The sequence below is a fragment of the Morganella psychrotolerans genome (genome assembly GCF_965118875.1).
In the GTDB taxonomy this organism is placed as follows: domain Bacteria; phylum Pseudomonadota; class Gammaproteobacteria; order Enterobacterales; family Enterobacteriaceae; genus Morganella; species Morganella psychrotolerans_C.
The window spans coordinates 126,854-150,967 of the sequence record NZ_CBCPJD010000004.1; the positions used below are offsets into that span (position 1 = coordinate 126,854).

General features: G+C 46.8%; 8 protein-coding genes. All 8 read right to left on the reverse strand.

Annotated features, from left to right (window positions below; all coding sequences use genetic code 11):
• Positions 1-1,014: 1,014 nt before the first annotated feature.
• The gene (locus ACMHKJ_RS06010) at positions 1,015-10,779 is read right to left on the reverse strand and encodes an Ig-like domain-containing protein (protein WP_413492588.1); all 9,765 of its coding nucleotides are present in this window, start codon (positions 10,777-10,779) and stop codon (positions 1,015-1,017) included.
• 960 nt (positions 10,780-11,739) lie between these two features.
• On the reverse strand, positions 11,740-12,702 hold the full coding sequence (locus tag ACMHKJ_RS06015; protein ID WP_413492589.1) for a hypothetical protein: 963 nt from the start codon (positions 12,700-12,702) through the stop codon (positions 11,740-11,742).
• A 68-nt stretch (positions 12,703-12,770) separates the two neighbouring features.
• Positions 12,771-19,355 (reverse strand): invasin domain 3-containing protein, encoded by a 6,585-nt coding sequence (locus ACMHKJ_RS06020; RefSeq protein WP_413492590.1) that lies wholly within the window; start codon positions 19,353-19,355, stop codon positions 12,771-12,773.
• Between the two features lie 40 nt (positions 19,356-19,395).
• Positions 19,396-19,869, reverse strand: coding sequence for a hypothetical protein (locus tag ACMHKJ_RS06025; protein ID WP_223861212.1), 474 nt, complete (start codon positions 19,867-19,869; stop codon positions 19,396-19,398).
• A 190-nt stretch (positions 19,870-20,059) separates the two neighbouring features.
• The gene (locus ACMHKJ_RS06030) at positions 20,060-20,359 is read right to left on the reverse strand and encodes a helix-turn-helix domain-containing protein (protein WP_067366319.1); all 300 of its coding nucleotides are present in this window, start codon (positions 20,357-20,359) and stop codon (positions 20,060-20,062) included.
• A gap of 654 nt (positions 20,360-21,013) precedes the next feature.
• Positions 21,014-21,979 carry an HTH-type transcriptional regulator YidZ gene (gene yidZ, locus ACMHKJ_RS06035; RefSeq protein ID WP_413492591.1) on the reverse strand — a complete coding sequence of 322 codons (966 nt, stop codon included), beginning with the start codon at positions 21,977-21,979 and terminating at the stop codon, positions 21,014-21,016.
• On the reverse strand, positions 21,972-23,159 hold the full coding sequence (locus tag ACMHKJ_RS06040) for an MdtL family multidrug efflux MFS transporter (RefSeq protein WP_413492592.1): 1,188 nt from the start codon (positions 23,157-23,159) through the stop codon (positions 21,972-21,974). Before ACMHKJ_RS06040 ends, yidZ begins: the two co-directional genes overlap by 8 nt.
• Before the next feature lie 215 nt (positions 23,160-23,374).
• Positions 23,375-24,112, reverse strand: a complete 738-nt coding sequence (locus tag ACMHKJ_RS06045) for a glycerophosphoryl diester phosphodiesterase (protein ID WP_413492593.1) — start codon at positions 24,110-24,112, stop codon at positions 23,375-23,377.
• Positions 24,113-24,114: the final 2 nt, after the last annotated feature.

The following is a 24,114-nucleotide window of genomic DNA, read 5'->3' on the forward strand; positions in this document are numbered from 1 at the left end:
TATGAATAAAGTATTATGATAGCCATGCCATATCAGCAACATAGTCTTTTTCATATGCCATGTGAAATAATGATAATCTCTAAATAGTTAAATAAACCAGTTATTGTTTTTTTATTCATCAACCAATAACACAATCCTCTAATTAAATTTAAATTTTAAAAATAACCTGATAGCAAAACACTTCATGCGTGTAAAATAATATCATATACAATTATTGTTGTTGTTTTTCAAATCATGTTTTTCTTACCATCCTTAATGGCTGAAATACAGAATTGAAATTACCAACCAGTAGTGATCACGGGTTCAAATATATTCATAAACAGGCAAAGTAATTTCACGCTATTATTAATTAACGTTTTTCATTAAAAATGACTCTTTTCAAATCGTTCTGCCATATTTTATCACATCTATATAATGGTCAGATTTATATGCATCATTTTATTTTCATGTAAAGAGTAAATGACTTATAGCAGTATGTGCAAATTTTTATTCACCTCTCCATTCAAATAGAATGATAGGCATAAACTATTAATAAAAAAATATTTGCGATAAAAATACAGCACAATAAATCAAATTTACTAATCACATCAGTAAGTTAAATTGAAGTGTCTGTTTTTGCACAATAATCATGATTTATCCTAAATATTTCCCTGACTCTTCTTACGTTTACGTTAGAATCACTTGGTTACAAAATAATCATAAATAATTACATATGAAGATAACGCCATTACCAGTGATCACAAAACAACAAACATTTGAGCAACATTAATTCAACGTCAAATATACGAATTTACGCCTTAATATGATTGACAAACCAGAGAATTATAGAGAGTACATCATAGACATCAGCACTATTAGCTATAAGAATTACCTGCGAAAAGATACGTGGAAAAAAAAGCCCCGGACATCTCTGCCGGGGCTTTTATCATCTAATCACACCTGAAACTCTATATTAAAAACAGTATTTTATACATTCACTTCAGGCAATTACTTTATTAAATCATAATTACAGAATCAAAAAGCAGTACTGTAAGTATTTAACACTTTCACACTGATAACCCCGGCACTGGTTACGTTAATTTCAAGTACACGCCAGAATTTGGTGGAGTTACCAGTGCCCGCCACAGCATTTCCCGGAGATGTAACATAAGTATCCGGAGATGTTCCTGCTGCCAATGTCACTCTGTCATTAATGTGTACTGATACCTTTGCATCTGTGTTATTGAAATTCGACCAGGTACAATTGTAGCATTCCAGAGCATAGGTATAGGTTCCCGGCTTAAACTTCTCGATCGTTATGGTTTCAAGGCCCGGAGCTGATGTATTATCTCTGTCGAGATGTACCCCGTCGTAATCTTTCTTCTGACGGAAAACATTGGTTCCGTCCGGTACTTTAATATAGGTATCCGGATCGCTTGGTTTATTCTCCAGCCACTGGACAATAATCTTGGCATCATTGTTACCTATCTGGATCAGCCCGTACTGATAATTGAGATCAAGACCCGAACGAATCTCAATGAAATTATCATATGTCCTGAATCCATCTTTTGTAATAACAATCGCATAACGTCCTGCTACCAACTCGACCTGAATCTTACCGTTGGTTGGTGTCAGTTCATCAACCAGTTTTTCACCTTTATTCTCGGAATAAATTTCAATTCTCGCTCCCGGAATAACAACGGTACCCGTTTTACCGGCATCCACAACGGTGATTGTACTTTTGAATAGCTCCTCAAAAGAAACGTTCAGGTTTGCATCAACCTTATTCTGACCAGCTATCGCGGCAGAAATGATGATGTCATATGTTGGTGTCAACGAACTTGTCAGTGTGGCTTCCACTGTACCATCAACGCCTGTTTTCGGTGCTGTCGCAACCAGTGTTGTTGTACCCGGCTTATTATTGTTCCAGGTCACATCCATATTCCGTACAGGGTTACCATTCGCATCAGTTACCGTCGCTACAAATATAAAGGTATTTGTGCCATTGGCGACCTTGCGGGTTATCTCCCCTTTTAAATTCACCGACGAAATACGTGCTGTTGCGGCATCAGCAATAAAGCTGATTTTTTTGTCTGCCGGAACGGTCACTGTGGCCAGGTATTGAGCGCTGACAATGACATCATCCACCGATTTTTTGGTCGATTTCAGCGTAATAGTGGTTTTACCGGTCGCATCCGTTTTACTGGTTGCCGCCGACAACACCACATCAACGCCTTTATCCTGCGTCCATTTCACATCCAGATCAGCCTGAGTGATCGGGTTGTTATTGATATCAACCAGTTGCGCGGTATAGGTAAAGGTGTTTATGCCATCGGCAATTTTCTCCACAACAGCCCCGTCCAGTATCACAGTACTGATTTTGGCTGACGCCAGGTCATAAATAAAGCTGACCTTCTTATCTGCCGGAACGGTTGCTGTTTCCAGATACTGCGCACTCACCTGAATATCACTCACCGCTTTGGTGGTTGATGTCAGTTTGATCGTTGCCTTACCGGTAGCATCCGTTTTACTGGTTGTCGCCGACAACACCACATCGCTGCCTTTATCCTGCGTCCATTTCACATCCAGATCAGCCTGAGTTACCGGGTTGTTATTGAGATCGACCAGTTGCGCGGTATAGGTATAGAACTTAATACCATCGGCAATTTGCTCCGTGACACTACCTTCAAGCTTCACCGTACTGACTTTTGCTGACGTCAGGTCATAAGTAAAGCTGACCTTCTTATCTGCCGCAACTTTGACCGTCTCCAGATACTGTGCACTCACGGTGATACCATCTACCGCTTTTTTGGTCGAGGTCAGTGTGATGGTAACCTTACCGGTTGCATCCGTTTTACTGGTTACCGCCGACAACACCACATCACTGCCTTTATCCTGCGTCCATTTCACATCCAGATCCGCCTTACGAATCGGGTTGTTATTGATATCGACCAGTTGGGCGGTATAGGTAAAGGTGTTCACACCATCAGCAATTTTCTGCACAACGGCTCCGTCCAGGTTCACAGTACCGACTTTGGCTGATGCCATGTCATAGATGAAGCTCACCTTTTTATCTGCTGCAATGGTCGCTGTCGCCAGATACTGTCCACTGACAGTGATATCATCCACCGCTTTTTTGGTCGAGGTCAGCGTGATAGTCGCCTTACCGGTGGCATCCGTTTTACTGGTTGCCGCCGACAGCACCACATCAGCACCTTTATCCTGCGTCCATTTCACATCCAGATTAGCCTGAGTTACCGGGTTATTATTGGTATCAACTAACTGAGCGGTATAGGTAAAGGTATTCACGGCATCGGCGATTTTCTGCACAACTGTTCCGTTGTCCAGGGTCACCGTACTGACTTTGGCGGATGTCAGGTCATAAATAAAGCTGACCTTCTTGTCTGCCGCAACGGTCGTCGTCGCCAGATACTGCGCACTCACCGTGATATCGCTCACCACTTTGGTGGTCGAGGTCAGCGTGATAGTGGCTTTACCATTGGCATCCGTTTGACTGGTTGTCGCCGACAGCACGACATCGGTACCTTTATCCTGCGTCCATTTCACATCCAGACCTGATTTACGGATCGGGTTGTTATTGGTATCAACCAACTGAGCGGTATAGGTAAAGGTGTTCACGCCATCAGCAATTTTCTGCACAACCGTTCCGTTGTCCAGCGTCACCGTACCCACTTTTGCAGAGGACAGTTCATAAATGAAACTGACGTTTGTATCTGCAGGGACTACCGGAGACGTTGCATACTGCGCACTCACCCTGACATCATCGACTGCTTTTTTGGTCGAGGTCAGTGTGATGGTGGCTTTACCGGTGGCATCCGTTTTACTGGTTGTCGCTGACAGCGCAACATCTGTGCCTTTGTCCTGGGTCCATTTCACATCAAGGTCTGCCTGACGGATAGGGTTACCGTTCCCGTCTGTCAGTTGTGCCGTATAGGTAAAGTTATTCACACCATCGGCAATTTTCTGCGTCAGGTCGCCATTCAGTGTTACGGTGCTCACTTTTGTCGTATTGATGTTATAGATAAAGCTGACTGCTTTATCTGCCGGTACTGTCGCTGTTTCTTTATACTGCGCACTCACGCGGACATCATCCACAGCGGTGGTGGTCGAGGTCAGGGTGATGGTCGCCTTACCGGTTGCATCCGTTTTACTGGTTGCCGCCGACAGTTTTACCGCCGCCCCTTTGTCCTGCGTCCATTTCACATCCAGATCCGCCTGATGGATCGGGTTGTTGTTATCATCCACCAACTGAGCGGTAAACGTATAACTGTTCACACCATCGGCAATTTTCTGTACGACTGCACCTTCCAGTTTCACCGTGCTGACTTTAGCTGATGTCAGGTCATGAATAAAACTGACGGTCTTATCAGCCGGAACAGCCGCTGTCGTCAGATACTGAGCACTCACACGGACATCATCAACTGCTTTTTTGGTTGAGGTAAGCGTAATGGTTGCCTTACCGTCCGCATTAGTTTTGCCGGTTGTCGCCGACAGCACCACATCACTGCCTTTGTCCTGCGTCCAGTTCACAACCAGATCCGCCTGACGGACAGGGTTGTTATTGGTATCAACCAGTTGGGCGGTATATGTGAAACTGTTCACACCGTCCGCCACTTTCTTCACAACCGCGCCGTCAAGTAACACTGTACCGACTTTAGCTGAGCTCAGCTGATAGGTAAAACTGACCATTTTATCTGCCGGAACCGCTGCTGTTGCCAGGTACTGTGCACTCACACGGACATCATCCACAGCCGTTGTCGTCGAGGTCAGAGTGATAACTGCCTTACCGTCAGCATCTGTTTTACTGGTTGCCGCCGACAGTTTCACTGCCGTTCCTTTGTCCTGCGTCCAGTTCACTACCAAATCAGCTTTGCGGACAGGGTTGTTATTGCCATCCACTAATTGAGCGGTGTAGGTGAAGTTACTGGTGCCGTCTGCAACTTTCTGCACGACTGCGCCGTCCAGTTTCACCGTGCCGACTTTGGTTGAGCTCAGTTCAAAGATAAAGCTGACGAGCTTATCCGCTGCCACCTTAACAGTCTCTTCGTACTGCGCACTCACGCGGATATCATCGACTGCTTTTTTGGTCGAAGTCAGGGTGATAGTCGCTTTACCGTTTGCATCTGTTTTACTGGTTGCGGATGACAGCACAACATCTGCGCCTTTATCCTGCGTCCAGTTAACAGCAAGATCTGCCTGACGGATCGGGTTATTGTTGTTGTCCACCAATTGAGCGGTATAGGTGAAACTGTTCACGCCATCCGCTATTTTTTCAGTGACAAGGCCGCTTAACACCACCGTGCCGACTTTGGCTGAGGTCAGCTGATAGGTAAAGCTGATTGTCCTGTCTGCCGGTACGGCTGCGATTTGCGCGTACTGCCCGCTCACACGGACATCATCTGTCGCTGTGGTGGTTGATGTCAGCGTAATAACCGCCTTACCGTCTGCATTGGTTTTACTGCTGACCGCTGACAGCGCTACGTCTGTTCCTTTATCCTGCGTCCATTTCACATCCAGACCTGCCTGGCGGATCGGGTTGTTGTTCGCATCGGTCAGTTGTGCGGTATAGGTAAAGCTGCTGGTGCCATCCGCGATTTTCTGTGTCTGGTTACCATCCAGCGTTACCGTATTCACTTTCACTGTATTAATGTTGTAGATAAAACCGACTGTTTTATCTGCCGGTACTTCAGCTGTTTCCTTATACTTCGCACTGACAGTGATATCGTCTGTCGCTTTTTTGGTCGAGGTCAGTGTGATAGTGGCTTTACCATTGGCATCCGTTTTACTGGTTGCGGCTGACAATACAACATCACTACCTTTATTCTGCGCCCAGTTCACAATCAGGTCAGCCTGACGGACCGGGTTATTATTGCTGTCCACCAGTTGAGCGGTGAAGGTGTAATTGCTTATACCATCAGCAATTTTCTGCACGACAGCGCCATCCAGTAAGACGGTACCGACTTTCGCCAGATTAATGTTATAGATAAAATTAACGGTTTTATCCGCTGCCACTGCGGCGGTATCCACATACTGTGCGCTCACACGGATATCATTCACCGCTTTTTGGGTCGAGGTCAGTACGATGATCGCCTTACCATCCGTGTTGGTTTTACTGCTGACCGCAGACAGCACCACATCGCTGCCTTTGTCCTGCGTCCATTTCACATCCAAACCTGATTTACGGATCGGGTTGTTGTTCGCATCCACCAGTTGAGCCGTAAAGGTAAAATTGTTGACGCCATCAGCGATTTTTTCAACAACTGCGCCACTGAGTGTCACTGTACCGACTTTGGTTGATGTCAGGTCAGAAATAAAGCTGACAGCTTTGTCCGCTGCGACTTTCACAGTGCTTTCATACTGCGCACTCACAAAAACATCATCCACAGCCGTGGTGGTCGAGGTCAGCGTAATGACTGCCTTACCGTTTGCATCCGTTTTACTGGTTGTCGCTGACAGTACTACATTTGCACCTTTATCCTGCGTCCAGTTAACAACCAGATCAGCCTGGCGGATCGGGTTATTGTTGGCATCGGTCAGTTGTGCGGTATAGCTGAAGCTGCTGGTACCATCCGCCGTTTTTTGCGTCAGGTCGCCATTCAGTGCCACTTTATTTACTTTCACCGTATTAATGTTATAGATAAAACTGACTGTTTTATCTGCCGGTACGGTTGCCGTAGCCAGATACTGAGCACTTACACGGACATCATCCACAGCCGTCGTCGTCGAGGTCAGGGTGATAACGGCCTTACCATCTGCATCCGTTTTACTGCTCACCGCTGACAGTTTTACTGCAGCTCCTTTATCCTGCGTCCATTTAATATCCAGACCCGCTTTGCGGATCGGGTTATTGCTGCTGTCCACCAGTTGAGCGGTATAGGTAAAGGTGTTAGCGCCGTCGGCCACTTTCTGTACGATTGTCCCGTCCAGTGCTACGGTGCCGACTTTTGCCGAGTTCAGTTCAAAGATAAAACTGACGAGCTTATCCGCCGCCTCTTTGGCCGTATTTTCATACTGCGCACTCACGCGGACATCATCGGTCGCTTTTTTGGTCGAGGTCAGGGTGATAGTCGCTTTACCACTTGCGTCCGTTTTGCTGGTTGTTGCAGACAGCACAACATCACTGCCTTTATCCTGCGTCCACTTCACATCCAGATCAGCCTGACGGATCGGGTTGTTATTGGCATCCACCAGTTGAGCGGTATACGTAAAGCTGCTGGTACCATCCGCCACTTTCTGTACGACAGAGCCATTGAGCTTCACGGTACTGACTTTGGCTGATGCTTCATCGAAGGTAAAACTGACTGTTTTATCTGCCGGTACAACAATAGTGCCCGCGAACTGTCCGCTTACACGGATATTGTCCACCACTTTAGTCGTTGAGGTCAGCGTAATAACTGCCTGACCATCGGCATTCGTTTTACTGCTGACAGCAGACAACACTGCATCACTACCCTTATCCTGCGTCCATTTCACATCCAGATCTGCCTGACGAACCGGGTTGTTATTGGCATCCACCAGTTGGGCGGTATAGGTAAAGTTGCTGACACCATCTGCGATTTTCTGCGTCAGGTCGCCATTTAGCGTCACTTTACTCACTTTCGCTGTATTGATGTTATAGATGAAACTGACCGCTTTATCTGCATCAACACTGACACCGGAATCCGTGGCGGCGCTGACAATAATATTGTCCATCGCTTTATTGGTACCGGCCAATGTAATGATGACTTCACCATTCGCATTCGTTGTCCCTGCCACCAGAACAACAGCGTCAGGATTATCTGCCGCAGCCGTCACAGTGGCACCGGCGATCGGGTTACCGTTAGCATCCTGAACCAATGCGGTATAGGTAAAGTTGTCAGTCCCGTTGGCAACTTTTGTTGTTTTGTCGCCATTTAACAGGACACTTTTAACCGCCATTGTGCTGCTGTCCGGACTAATACGGACGATTGCTTTTTTACCCGTACGATCCGTCGCATTAACAGCATGAACAGTCGCATCACCCACCCTTGTAGCGGTTAGTGTGACGCTCGCCTGCCCTGCATTGTCTGTCACAACCGTCTGCGCACTCAGTGTACCCAGTGTGGTTGTCAGATTTACCGTGTTATCAGGGACAATATTGCTGTAAGCATCTTTCACGGTAACCGTCAGTGTCGCCGACTCAGTTCCGTCTGCAATAATTGTATTTTTATCACTGATAAGTGACGCAATTGATGCTGTTGTTATGTCCGGTTTAAATGTCAGCTGTCGAGTTTCACGGCTGTCATTAATACTGAAGGTATAATTTTCCTGTGCGGCTTTGGTATTGGTGATATCCACCTGTAACTGGCCACGACTGTCGGTCATACCACTCACCGGCTGGGTCTGATAGCGGGCTGTTGCAGGAACGGTAATCGTCACCGGCGCACTGGCTAACGGGTTATTGCGGTTATCCGTAACTGTCACCAGAACACGGTTTTTCGCCTTACCGTCAGCGGTGGCATTATCTTGTGTGATAACCACACTCTGAATTTTTGCTGTGCTGATATCGGCAATAAACTGCGCAGTTACGCTTTTTGACGTACCGGCACCCTCAACCACCAGTTTGGAATCTCCGGCGGTTTCACTGCTGAACTGCGTGGTCATCCGACCCGATTCGTCCGTTTGCGCAGTGGCATTTACCACCGTGGCGCCGTTATCTGCTCTCGCGTTTAACGTGAAGTTTTCCACCGGGTTATCAAACTGATCGGTGACTGTTGTCAGGGCAATATTATGTTCCTGACCATTTGCCAGCGCTTTGTTATGGGTTAACTCCAGGGTTTTAATCTTCGCGGTGCTGCTGTCGGCGATAAATACAATCGCTTCCGTGCGGCTGTTACCGTTGCGCATTTTCGCTTTCAGTAACCCTTTACCCGCTGATTTACTGATGATTTTAACCGTTGCGGTACCATCCGCGCCGGTAATCACGGTCAGAGTCTGACCACTGTTACCATCCGTATCAAAAATCGTTACGCCTTCTGAATTTTTAAGCCCTGAGACACTGAATGTCACCGCTTTGTTTGCGAGCACACCACCGGTGTCATTTTGCAGCAATGCCACTGCCGTAAACTGATCACTGTTGTTTGCCAATAATGAACGGTTTGGTGTGACAGTCAGTTTGGTAATTGTTTCTGTGGACGGAATAACATTGACCCACATTTCAGCGGTGTTGGACAGATTACCTTCGTTGTCTGTCCCGACTGCCGTGACACGGTATCCCTGCGGCGCGCCGTTACGGGTCATAAACACGTATTCAGGCAGAGTGATATCCACCGTGGTCAGACCGGTCTGACGGATCTCGCCGCCCTGCGCTTCCAACTCAGGTGCAGACCAGCGGAGTGATTTCAGTCCGTATTTTGCTTTCAGAACACTGGCGGTAACCGGCAATGTCTGTGCTGCTTCACCTTTAAGTTCCGGTGGCAACCCGATCCGCAGCAGTTCCTGCTTGCGGTACTGCATCACAATATTGTAATTACGATCAACGAAATCGTAACGGTTACCCGCCAGATTACGCATTAAATCTACGTTTTCGGTATCAAGCTGCTGAGACAACGGCACACCAAAACGGTAGGACAACTCCATCCCGACTTTGCTGTCATTTGAATCACCGGCGGACGTTTCGCCTTTAAAGGTAATTAACGGGAATGGCGTGTAACTGACACCGACCGTGGACACGGACGGATTACTTTTCAGCTCACCGGAAGAGGTGGTGCTTGCCAGGCTGACGCCGTCACCAAAGTACTGTTCATATTTTGCAAAGGCACCTAACTGCGGATAATCCGGCAGATACGCTTCCGCACGGATATCAAACCCGTTCGCCGGGCGTTCATCGTAATCACGCATGTCATTCAGGGTGGACTGATGCCAGTCTGTCACTCTGAAATAGCCGTTTGCCGCGAGCTTCACATAATCCGCCCACAGCTCACCGCCGACACCCACCCGCGAGTTGCTGCCGGTAATGTCATAATCATAGAAACTGTTCAGACCCCACATCCAGCCATCTTCATACTGACGATAGCCCAAACCGAGGTTGGTGGTGGTCCGCTCATCATTTGCGCGGATACCGAATTGTGAGAACAATAAGCTGTTCGGATTATCAACCAGCGGGATCAGAAGATCGGCATCGCCGGTTTTATTGCTGCCGAACTGAATCCGAGCATGACCCACCTGGTTCAGCCAGTCATTCACCTGCTGATTAAGCAGGTTTTCACCGAGACTGCGGACATAACCAACGGATGCGTCAACTGCATCATCTGACGACAGAATTTGTCCTGCCTGCGAGGCGTTACCGGCCCATTGTGATTCTGAAGCCGCAGCTTCATCTTCAGGTGAGATATCCGGCAGGCCCATTGTCGGCAGGGCGCTGAAAATATCATCTGTCCGCACGGTATTGTCACGCGGGGCAGGTTTTGCCGGGTCCGGCAGTGTACTGACACTCATCGGGAACGTCATGCCGTTCTGACCGGAAATAAAACCGGCGCCCGGATCAGCGGGCATAACGCCGAATTCGCCTCCGGCGGGCATCTGAACCGTAAAGCTGTCACCGCCAGACACGTTACCGGCAGATTTTGCAGACGGTGCCGGGGATGTGTCGATCAGTGCATTAAGTCCGTCAAACGTATCTGACATCATGACGGCACTGTCTTGTTCTATCGCATAAGCAACTGACGATGTTGCAACCGATATAGGAAAAAATAACTGTAAAAAGAGTAACAGATAGGCTGTTACTCTTTTTGTTTTTGAATAATACGACGTAGCAGGCATGAACACATCCCCCGAATATAAATATAAAAATCAGGAAAGAAAATTAAATGTCATAGAGCGCTTTTATTTTATCTTTCACATCGATGAAACCCGTTCACTGAATTTTCCACATAATGCACCCGGCATATTCTTCAGTGTTGAAAATAACTCTTCACACGAGTTTTTACCCATAATTACTTTGTTTACATTTAAAAAGCACAATCCTGATTAACATGATAAAAGGCCAATGATGACCAGCCTGATTAATATCTTTCTAAAAATAAGACCTGCCCATACAGGTGTTTTATATTGAGATATAAACGATACCAACCAATGTTGTTCATTTTCCTTATACATATTAACCGAGTTACTTTCTCTACATTTGGCGTAATAAAACAGAATGCCTGCTCAGCTGACTAACCCTCAACTCAAAAATAATATAAAAATTAAATTAATCAGTTAATTACATGCATCATCGTTTAGTTGGATATATCACTTACATCCACTAACAATAAAAATAACGCTATCAGTCAATGATAATATACTTCACAGATCACATTCAAATAGCCAGAACCATCGATAGTTAAATACCTTGATAAAATAAAATTCAATAAAATCAAAATACCATGACATATAACAGAAGATACAACTTACCAAATACTCACATGATAGAGATTAAAGAAACATAGACTTACAAAAAAAATGAAAATAATTCAATTTTCAGATAAAAATACAACTACCAATTAAATGACAACGAAAAAAAAACTCATAAAAAAACGAGCAAAAATCAGCATAAAAATAAAAAAAACCACATTTGTAATTTTGAATAACCAATATTATGAGTGCCGCTATCTTCTTATAATTACTGATTTACAGGATATAGCTATTTACAAGGGGAGTTGATTACCTAACCGGCATAGCTTGAAACCATGCCGGTTATAATCTGAGAAAATGAGGATTCTGAAAATGTTAATGTTGCAGTTACTTAATCTCTGTCGCTAATTTGAAATTACAATTAAACTCAGTTGATATCTGCGCGGTGCCTGAAGGGGAGCTGACATAAAACCCCAGAAATGCTTCAGGTATTTTAAAGGACTCATCTTTGGTTGAAAAACCGGGGATCGTCATTTTAGTCGTTGAGCTGGCAGGATCACCGCTTCCGTTAATATCACCAAATAATTTACATTCTAATTGTGTATCGCCATCAGAGACATTTTGGCTAAATGATTCATAGCCTAATGTAATATTTTTCGAAATAGCCGTAGATAACCAGTTAACACAGTCAATTGAAACACTGTCACTACTGTACACATAAGGAAGTATTTTTTTATCATCAGCGCCATAGTATAAATAAAGATTATCTTCAGATAATGTGGTTTTAATATCGAGATCTTTACTGGTGAATTCACAGGCAACCTGTAACTCAGTCAATTTCTTGAAATCTAATGTATTTGTTTGATAACCGTTACTTGGAGTATCCTTACACACCGCAGATGCATCACATACACGACCCAGTGATGTCGTAGTCACTGTATATTGATTATTTCCGCCGGTCAGCGAGGTTACACTGTCTCTTGGTATCTCAACAATTTGTGTTAAATCAACGCCATGACGTTCGGCAACCTTCAATGAATCATAGTGTGTTACTGCACTCATCAGCTCATCATCGTAACTGCCGTCGCCTCTTAAATCGACAAAACCGGATTTTATTTCCTTATTATTCCCGCCGGATACGACTTTATAATTCACTGTACATGTTGCCAGCGTACTGGAGTTTGCTCCTTTACAGGTATTAGGATGATTGGTGTCATGACCAGCAAGATATTTGTGAATAAGATCGAATGAAAATATTCTTGTGGTCGTTTTTACATTTTCAACCTCATAGTGAGAATACGCACTATGTGACATAACAACTAACAATACAGCAATGATTTTGTTTTTCATGGTGTTGCCTTATAAAAAAAGCGTTATACCGGCTGACTCAACATATAAATCAGCCGGTAAGTAATGGATTAATTTGCCTCGATGATTGACCCGATTTTAAATTTAACCAGGTCAAATATCAGAGAGTAGTCTTCGCTTATATCGATACCGCCTGCATCTTTCGCAGATACTGACAGCTCAACATTTTTAATTCGGCTCATGACTTTCGGTTCAACTATTCCATTAATATTCGTAATGACTTCACCATTAACGATCGTCACCATTCCTGAAGGTGTCTTTTCAGCAACTTTGATATTAACCCCGTCAATCGGATTATTATTGGCATCCACAATTTTCACTTCTAATCCGTTTGCCGATACTGTATCTGCTACAGCGTGTTTATCCTGATTCAGGTTAGTAATCACCATGACTGCGGTTGTTTTATCTGCCACCAATTTCACTGTCTTAGACGCAACGTTAAACACCGCATTATTAACACTGACTTTTATTTCCGCATTACCGGCTTTGGTGCCCTTCAGGGTCGCGGTATAGGTGCCGTCCGGATTGCCCGTTACCGTGCTGAACGTGGTATCTGCCAGCGTGGTACTGAACAGAACTGTCTGTCCGGTCACTGTGTTACCGTTCACATCTTTCAGCGTCAGGGTCAGTTCCGAGGTTTCTGTGTTATTTGCCACGATAGTTGCCGGAACGACAGCCAGTAACGATTTATCTTCACTCAGGTTACCGCCGTCACCGTTGAGCGTGACACTCACTGCTGCCACCGTAAGCTCAGCGCCGTTCACCGTCACTTTCAGTGCCGCTTCGCCCGACTTAGTACCTTTCAGGGTTGCGGTGTACGTTCCGTCATTATTATCCGTTACCGTACTGAACGTGACATCCGCCAACGCCGTGCTGAACAGAACAGTCTGTCCGGACACCAGGTTACCGTTCACGTCTTTCAGTGTCAGCGTCAGCGCCGAGGTTTCCGTGTTATCCGCCAGGATAGAATCAGGAACCGCCGTCAGGGTAGATTTATCCCCGCTCAGGTTACCGTCATCAGCAGTCAGCGTTACCGTTACCGGTGCCACATTCAGTGCATTACTGTCCACTGTCACGTTAATTATGGCATCACCGGCTTTAGTGCCTTTCAGCGTTGCGGTATAGGTCCCGTCATTATTATCCGTCACTGTACTGAATGTGGTATCCGCCAGTGTCGTGCTGAACAGAACTGTCAGTCCCGGCACCGGATTTTCGTTCACGTCTTTCAGCGTTAGTGTCAGCTCCGATGTCGCGGTGTTATTCGCCACGATAGTCAGCGGAGTGGCTGTCAGAGAGGATTTATCATCACTAAGATTGCCGCCGTCACCATTGAGCGTGACACTTATCGCTGTCACTACCAGCTCAACGTTGTTCACGGTGACTTTCAGCGCCGCCTCACCCGCTTTAGTACCTTTCAGGGTCGCGCTATACGTCCCGTCCTGATTATCCGTTACCGTACTGAACGTGGTATCCGCCAGAGCTGTGCTGAATACCACCGTCTGACCTTTCACCAGGTTGCCGTTCGCATCCTTCAGGGTCAGAGTCAGTGCCGAGGTTTCTGTATTATCCGCCAGGATAGAAGCAGGAACCGCCGTCAGAGCGGATTTCTCCCCGCTCAGATTCCCCTCATCTGCGGTCAGTGTCACCGTTACCGGTGCCACATCCAGCGCATTGCTGCCCACAGTTACTTTAATGACGGCATCACCGGCTTTGGTGCCTTTCAGCGTTGCGGTATAGGTCCCGTCATTATTATCTGTCACGGTACTGAATGTGGTATCCGCCAGGGGTGTACTGAACAGAACTGCCTGTCCCGGCACCGGATTTCCGTTTACGTCTTTCAGCGTCAGCGTCAGCTCAGATGTCGCGGTGTTATTCGCCACAATAGTCAGCGGAGTGGCTGCCAGAGACGATTTATCCTTACTCAGATTACCGCCGTCTGCGGTCAGTTCAACTGTTACCGGAGCGACTGCAAACACACTTCCGTTCAGGTTGACACTGATTATCGCATCACCCGCTTTGGTCCCTTTCAGGGTCGCGGTATACGTACCGTCGTTATTATCAGTTACGCCGCTAAACGTGGTATCTGCCAGAGTTGTGCTGAACAGAACTGTCTGTCCGGACACCAGGTTACCGTTCATATCTTTCAGCGTCAGCGTCAGCGCCGACGCCGCCGTATTATTCGCAACGATAGTCGCCGGAGCCGCCGTCAGGGAGGATTTCGCCTCACTCAGATTGCCGCCGTCTGCGGTCAGTTTCACTGTCACCGGCGCAACCGCAAACGTATTTCCGCTCAGCGTGACACTGATTTTTGCATCACCTGATTTGGTGCCTTTCAGGGTCGCGGTGTACGTCCCGTCCTGGTTATCCGTCACCGTACTGAACGTGGTATCCGCCAGAAGTGTACTAAACAGAACTGTCTGTCCGGAGACCGGGTTATCGTTCACATCTTTCAGGCTCAACGTCAGCGTTGAGGTTTCCGTGTTATCCGTCAGGATAGTCAACGGAGCCGCCTTCAGGGAAGATTTCGCTTCACTCAGATTACTGTCGTCTGCGGTCAGCGTGACACGCACCGCTGCCACAGCAAGCTCAGTGCCGTTCACAGTCACTTTCAGTGCGGCTTCGCCCGCTTTGGTGCCTTTCAGGGTCGCGGTATAGGTTCCGTCCTGATTATCCGTCACTGTACTGAGCGTGGTATCTGACAGTGAGGTGCTGAACAGAACCGCCTGTCCGGACACCAGGTTACCGTTCACATCTTTCAGCGTCAGCGTCAGCGCCGAGATCGCCGTGTTATTTGCCACAATAGTCGCCGGAACCGCCGTCAGGGACGATTTATCCTTACTCAGGTTGCCGCCGTCAGCGGTCAGCGTCACTCTTACCGCAGTCACATCCAGAACCACGCTGTTGACGGTGACTTTCAGTGCAGCCTCACCCGCTGTGGTCCCTTTCAGGGTTGCCGTGTAAGTGCCGTCCTGATTATCCGTTACCGTGCTGAACGTAGTGCCCGCCAGTACAGTACTGAACTCTACCGTCTGTCCCGGAACACTGTTACCGTTCACATCCTTCAGGGTCAGGGTCAGTGCTGATGCAGCTGTATTATTCGCTACTATTGTCGCCGGAACTGCCTTCAGGGACGATTTATCCTTACTCAGATTTCCGCCGTCCGCCGTCAGCCTGACTGTCACCGGAGCCACCGCAAACGCTTTACCGTTCAGCGTGACACTGATTTTTGCATCACCTGATTTGGTGCCTTTCAGGGTCGCAGTATACGTCCCGTCCGGATTCTCAGTGGTGCCGCTCAGCGTGGTATTTTCCAAATCAGATTTGAATACCACGGTCTGACCCGGGATCAGGTTGCCGAATTTATCTTTTAAGGTGAAAAGCAATGTTGATTCTGTCTGGCCATCCGCAATAATCGTTGCCGGATTAGCAGCCAATGACGATTTTTGTTCATCCGGGTTAGTGCTGTCCGCGACAAATGTTACTGATTTCGTCATCTGGTTGGCATTAACCTGCGCAGTAACAGAAACCGGCGTGGCAAGTGTATTGGTCAGGTTAAAAAGCACAGCTCCCTGCTCATCCGTCAGCAATGCCAGTGATGCCGGGCTTGCTCCGTTATCGGTAGTAAAGGTCACATTGGCATACGGCACCAGGTTCCCCTGTGCGTCAGTGACAATCGCTTTCACCTGATTCTGGCTCGTACCGTTTGCAGGGCTGTTATCCACCACAACGGTCATATTATTGCTGAGGATCTCCCCGGTAGAACCATCTGCCGTAAACATCACGTTCTTCGTGGCAGAGATATTGTTAACCCTGGCAATTACAGCCGTTGCTCCGGTCAGTGTATTGGTCAGATCAAATACCGCTTCCCCGTTGCTGTCCGTTGCCAGCTGACTCAGTGACGGGATCGCATCATGGTTTGTTTTAAATTCAACAGCCATGTTCGGTACGCGGTTATTGTACTGATCGACAACCGTTGCTTTCACCTGGTTTGCTGCCACGCCATCAGCCAGCTGATTGTCCGTTACGATCACTAACTGTGAATCTGTGATAGTTGCGGTAGTTTCATCCGCAATAAATGTCAGCTGTCGAGTTTCACGGCTGTCATTAATACTGAAGGTATAATTTTCCTGTGCGGCTTTGGTATTGGTGATATCCACCTGTAACTGACCACGGCTGTCGGTCATACCACTCACCGGCTGGGTCTGATAGCGGGCAGGCACAGGAACGGTAATTGTCACCGGCGCACCGGCTAACGGGTTATTGCGGTTGTCCGTGACCGTCACCAGAACACGGTTTTTCGCTTTTCCGTTGGCGATAGCATTATCCTGCGAGATAACCACACTCTGAATTTTTGCCGTGCTGATATCGGCAATAAACTGCGCAGTTACATTTTTTGATGTACCCGCACCCTCAACCACCAGTTTGGAATCTCCGGCGGTTTCACTGCTGAACTGCGTGGTCATCCGACCCGACTCATCCGTTTGTGCAGTGGCATTCACCACCGTGGCACCGTTATCTGCTCTCGCGTTTAACGTGAAATTACTCACCGGGTTATCAAACTGGTCAACGACCGTTGTCAGACCGATATTTTTTTCCTGTCCGTTTGCCAGCGCGTTGTTCTGAGTTAATTCCAGGGTTTTAATCTTCGCGGTGCTGCTGTCAGCAACAAACACAATCGCTTCCGTGCGGCTGTTACCGTTGCGCATTTTCGCTTTCAGTAACCCTTTACCCGCTGATTTACTGATGATTTTAATCGTTGCGGTACCATCCGCGCCGGTAATCACGGTCAGAGTCTGACCACTGTTACCACCAGCATCGAAAATCGTTACACCTTCTGAATTTTTCAGGCCGGAGACACTGAATGTCACCGCTTTGTTTGCCAGCACGCCACCGCCGATGCTGCTCTGCAGTAATGCCACAGCGGTAAACTGATCACTGTTATTTGCCAGTAATTCGCGGTTTGGTGTGACGGTGAGTTTAGTGATGGTTTCCGTGGACGGAATAACATTGACCCACATTTCTGCGGTATTGGACGAGTTACCCTCGTTATCTTCCCCGACTGCCGTAACACGGTAGCCCTGCGGCGCGCCGTTACGGGTCATAAACACGTATTCAGGCAGGGTGATATCGACTGTCGTCAGACCGGTTTGTCTGATTTCACCGCCATTTGCTTCCAGTTCAGGCGCGGACCAGCGGAGTGATTTCAGTCCGTATTTTGCTTTCAGAACACTGGCGGTGACCGGCAATGTCTGTGCCGCTTCACCCTTAAGTTCCGGTGGCAGCCCGATCCGCAGCAGTTCCTGCTTGCGGTACTGCATCACGATATTGTAATTACGATCTACGAAGTCGTAACGGTTACCTGCCAGATTACGCATTAAATCTACGTTTTCGGTATCAAGCTGCTGAGACAACGGCACACCAAAGCGGTAGGACAACTCCATCCCGACTTTGCTGTCATTGGAATCGCCGGCGGACGTTTCGCCTTTGAAGGTGATTAACGGGAACGGCGTGTAACTGACACCGACCGTGGAAACGGACGGGTTACTTTTCAGTTCACCGGAAGAGGTGGTGCGTGCGAGGCTGACGCCGTCACCAAAATACTGTTCATATTTTACAAATGCACCTAACTGCGGATAATCCGGCAGATAACCCTCTGCCCGGATATCAAACCCGTTCGCCGGGCGTTCATCATAGTCACGCATGTCATTCAGGGTGGACTGATGCCAGTCTGTAATTCTGAAATAGCCGTTTGCCGCGAGCTTCACATAATCCGCCCACAGCTCACCGCCGACACCCACCCGCGAGTTGCTGCCGGTAATGTCATAATCATAGAAACTGTTCAGACCCCACATCCAGCCGTCTTCATACTGACGATAGCCCAGACCGAGGTTGGTGGTGGTCCGCTCATCATTTGCGCGGATACCGAATTGTGAGAACAATAAGCTGTTCGGATTATCAACCAGCGGGATCAGAAGATCGGCATCGCCGGTTTTATTGCTGCCAAACTGTACCCTGGCATGACCCACCTGGTTCAGCCAGTCATTCACCTGCTGATTAAGCAGATTTTCACCGAGGCTGCGGACATACCCGACAGACGCATCGACGGCATCATCTGACGACAGAATTTGTCCTGCCTGTGAGGCATTTCCCGCCCATTTTGATTCTGATGCTGCGGCGTCATCTTCAGGTGAGATATCCGGCAGGCCCATTGTCGGCAGGGCGCTGAAAATATCATCTGTCCGTACGGTATTGTCACGCGGGGCAGGTTTTGCCGGGTCCGGCAATGTACTGACACTCATCGGGAACGTCATGCCGTTCTGACCGGAAATAAAACCGGCGCCCGGATCTGCGGGCATAACGCCGAATTCGCCTCCGTCAGGCATCTGAACGGTAAAATTGTTACTACCAGAGTTACCGGCAGACGAGTTACCGGCAGGTTTCTCTGACAGTACAGGGGATGCATCCATTAGTACATTAAGTCCGTCAACCGTATTTGACATTATTAATTCACTGTCTTGTTCCATCGCGTAAGCAACCGACGATGTTGCAACTGATATCGGAAAAAATAACTGTAAAAAGAGTAACAGATACGCTGTTACTCTTTTTGTTTTCGAGTAATACGATGCAACTTGCATGGATACATCCCTATATAAAAATAAAAATCAGAAAATAAAATTAAATGTCAGAAAGTGCTTTTATTTTATCTTTCACACCGATGAAACCTGCGTACTGGACTTTTGTACATAATGTATCCAGCTTCTTATTCAGCGTCATGGATAACACTTCACGCGAGTCTTTATCCATAATTTCTTTATTCACATTCAGGAAGGTATAGTTTTGATTAATACGACCATAGCTTGATGAGAACTCATTAAATTCGCCCTGATTAACACCTTTCAGGAAATTAAATCCATCGACGCAGGCGTTCTTTGTTGAGGCAATAACAATACCCTGTGAAGCCACTTGTTTATTCCCCACATACGCCTGTGCCGCGTTATTACCTTCTACATTTGGTGTGGCAGAACGGGTTTGCTGTTTAGCTGGTGGGTTTTTAATTCCGGATGTATTTTTCTTTACCGGTGAAGTCGAGCAAGCGGAAATAATCAGTGAAAGTCCGGCAATAACCAGCGCTTTTTTGTTAATCATCATTTTCATTCATTCCTATTTTATAAAAATTAACTCTTATTGAGAGAAAATACAGGTTCAATAAAACACCTGATGTATCTGAATGCTGTTAATACCGTAAAAAAAATAACGTATTATTAGTCATCAGATAAACAGATAAGGGGGAGTCAGCTCAAAAGAACAGATAAAGAGGGAAGCCATTACGGATAGATATTCAGCATTGTGTGTCATCAAATCCGTCTATATTTTCCTGTTCGGAAACAGCGTACTGATAGTATGTGCTGATAATGGAGAAAAGTTCGCTGATCTCACGCTCCGCCATTCCCAATGCCGCACAATACCTGAGCATGACATCCGGACTAAGCACAGACAAACCGCGTTCATAGCGGGATATTTGCTGCTGACTGATATTGAGTTTCTCAGCCAGTTCCGAACCGGTTAACCCCTGACTTTTTCGCCTTCTTTTTAAGAAAAAACCCACTTCCTTCGAAAGAGATATAGTATTATCACACATAGAAAAACCTGTTCTACCTGAGGATGTTTAACTCCTTTTATGTTTACCCGGGGGATTTACTAAAATTTATAAAAATAATCCCCGCCTGACTTTAGCACCAGAAAACCCAATAAAAAAAAACAGCAATCCCTGTTTGTTATTTAATCCATTACCTGAAAAAAGCCAGCCACTGCCTTACTTTCAAACAATACTCTTCAATTAAATACCAGTTAAATGAGTTTAATGTTGCTATTGTAATAAAAAATAAAAATCCAATAAGTAACACTGGTAAATATCTATTATCTGATTCGGGTAAAGAATAAATGAATCCGGTTAAGCCATGCAAATAATCATTCTTCTTTCGTTATTACAAAAACAATTGGTAAAACCTATCATCAAAAAATTAAAAAAAACCGCAAGTATGTAAATAACCATTTAAATTCATCAGATTATACATATGAAGAAACAATCATGAGATGTATTAACCCTATAACATACGCAGATATAACTCTCAAAAAGGCTAAAGACGCATCATTTTGTTACATTTTATATTTAATTATTACTTAAGATAAATAAAAAAAACCAATATCCCATGTACAGAAAATTAAATACAACTCAGATAATTTGTATTATATTTTTCGGAGTGAATGCAACTCAGATAACTTGTATTTTATTTTATGAATAAATGAAATCAGTAATACTGTGGCGGATTTGTTCTCTCAGCCAGCTAATTTTGGAATTATGATTATTACGCTTATGCCAGAGCATCAGGAAAGGGATCTCCAGCTGCCGGTACAGTGACTCATCAAACGGAAGTGGCAAACAGACCAAATTCAGCTGGAACTGAGTGACATAATGCAGACAATAACCGGGCGCACAGGTAATAAGTGAATGTCCGGGATGTGCTGCCATAAGTAATGATTGCTCAAAAGAGGAATAAGAGAGCCTGATTTGCCGTGAACGCCCTGTATCATGCAATAAATCATCCAGCGCCCACGGGATGCGGTTTCCGTATTCGGTACTGATATGCGGGTATTTTACCAGGTTATCAATCGTCCAGTCTTCATTCAGAACAGGGTGATCACGCCGGATAAATGCCAGCGGACGGTCAGTAAACAGGACTTCAAAATTAACAATGTCAGGAATAGCACTGACTGTCTCTTTTGATTTAGGGTAACTTTCACGTCCGGGCAGACCGATATCCGCCTCCCCCGCAATCACCGCACTGAGTGAGTTATAATCCCAGTCGCGGATACTGACAGCAGATTCAGGATAGTTATCCAGGATAGAAACAGAAAGGTCATGCAGCATAATCAGGTTGAGCGGCGCTTCCATCAGCAGACGGAACTGAATCCCTTTCGGGTTTTCACTGTCACGGATCTCTGAGATATATTTCGCGGCATGCAAAAATTCCGGCAACGAGCTTTCCAGACGCAGCATCAGCGGTGTCGGCGTCAGTCCCTGCGGACTGCGGATAAACAGCGGATCATCAAACCAGGTACGCAACTTTGTTAACGCTTTACTGATAGCGGAGGGCGTTACCGCGAGTCTTGCCGCCGTCAGGCTGACACTGCGCTCCTCCAGCAGATACTGAAGGATAACAAGTAAATTTAAATCCAGTCGGTGCAGTGATTTATTCATTGAATGCGCTGTCGTTCCTGCCGCTGCCGGGATACCGTTTCAGTAATATCGCACCCGCCAGTGCGGTTGTCAGCAGAATAATAAACAGCATTGTTACTGACGGTACACCCGCCTGCGCCATAATCCAGATATACGCTGATGCAAAACTGAGCTGAGATATTGCCAGTACTGAGCTTGCCATCCCGGCGCGGGTGACAAACGGGGATAATGCCTGGCTCATGATAATCCCGGACATCAGTGAAAACCCCGCTCCGCACAATCCGAAAACAATCAGCAGCAGCACCACATAATCCGCTACGCAAAGAAAAATGCCCAGCAAGACGGCATTCAAAAAAAATAATCCCAGCGCAGTATAAAGAACAGAGCGGCTGTTAAAAGCCGTAATAATTTTCGGCATGGAGAAAGAGATACTCATACTGACCACTGCCAGCAGCGCCATTGCCACAGAGTATTGCCCGGATGTAAATTGCATCTGTCCCATCAGGATCATCGGCGATACATTCACATAGGTCAGAATAACCCCCATTCCCAGGCAGGAAATTGCCAGGCGGGTCAGGAAAAAGGTATTGAGAAATTCCTCTTTCGCGACCTTTATACCGCGACTGGTTTCATCTGTGTGCGGGGGCTTTTCCGGACGGGTTTCTTTAATAAAGAACAGACAGAAAATAATACTCACCAGCGCGTATGCGGCACAGGCATAAAACATCACTGACCAGTGAAAATACAGGAGGATAATAAAACCGATAACCGGTGCCAGCACCGGCGCAATGCAGGTGATGCCATTCATCATAGACAACACTTTTGCCAGCGCCTGCCCGGAAAGCACATCACGCAACAGGGCAAATGTCACGACATAACAAAATCCGGCACCCACCCCCTGTGCGAAGCGGGCAATCAGGAAGAAAAGCATGGTTGTGGCAGAGCCTGCCGCCACAGAGGCCAGTGCAAAAATAACGGCACCCGCCAGGACAACCGGCCTGCGCCCGATATGATCAGCACACCAGCCGGCAATCAACATGGTGGACGCCATGCCCGCGAGATACACAGAGAAAGCGATATGCAGCGCACTTTCTGCGGCATTTAAATCTGCCGCTATACGCGGGAGCCCGGTCAGGTGTAAATCCACACCCAGCGGGTACATCAGGACAATCCAGAAACTGAAAATGATATATCTGCGCATCACACCGACCTTATATACCCTTATTCATTCAAACCGCAGGTTCGTTGGCTGCACTCAGTCAGCCGGGTCACATACTGATGTATGCTCCCCGTCTGCCTTCCCTTGCCGCCTTCCTGCATCCTGAATGACGTTGGGTATAAAGAGAGTAGCCGGTGTGATTGTAATCAGCCGTTTCTGCTTTCCCTACTGACAAATAACGAAACTCCGTTTTCCATTCAGGAAAAGATGTTTTCCGTTCTGTACACCCACGGATTATCCGTGATAAGCATACCCACGCCCCAATCGGCAAAATGCGCAACCAGTTCCGGGTAATTCGGCGTATAACAATAGACCTGATAACCGGATTTCTTCAGAAATTTTGTGGTTTTTTCCTGCAAAAACAGCCAGTCACAGTGAACACTGAACGCATCAATTTCCTGCAATAACGTCAGCGGCTGTTCCGGGATTTTCTCCCAGAGCTGTCCGCGCCGGATAAGCGGCATCCGCTTGTGCATGTGACGCAATGTGCGGGTATCAAAACTTGAGAAAAGGATCTGCTCTGCGGGAAATGCACTCATTTCAATCACCGCAGCGGTCGCTTCACACAGGTCGGCAATCGCAGCGTCACTGTCTGTCAGTTCTGTTTTCAGTTCCAGATTAAGGTGTGTGCCATTTTCTGCCGCCAGTTCCAGTAAATCCGTCAGCAGCGGAATTTTTTCCCCGCGAAATGCTTCACCAAACCACAACCCGGCATCCAACCCCCGCAGTTCGCGCAAAGTTAAATCCGTCACTTTTCCGCTGCCATTAGTGGTACGGTTCACGGTTTCATCATGAATAAGAACCGGCACACCATCAGCGCTGAGCTGAACATCCGTTTCAATCCACGAACAACCAAACTCAACCGCCTCCCGGAAAGAGGTCATGGTATTTTCCGGTGCACGGGAAGCAAAACCACGGTGCGCTGCAATAATCATAT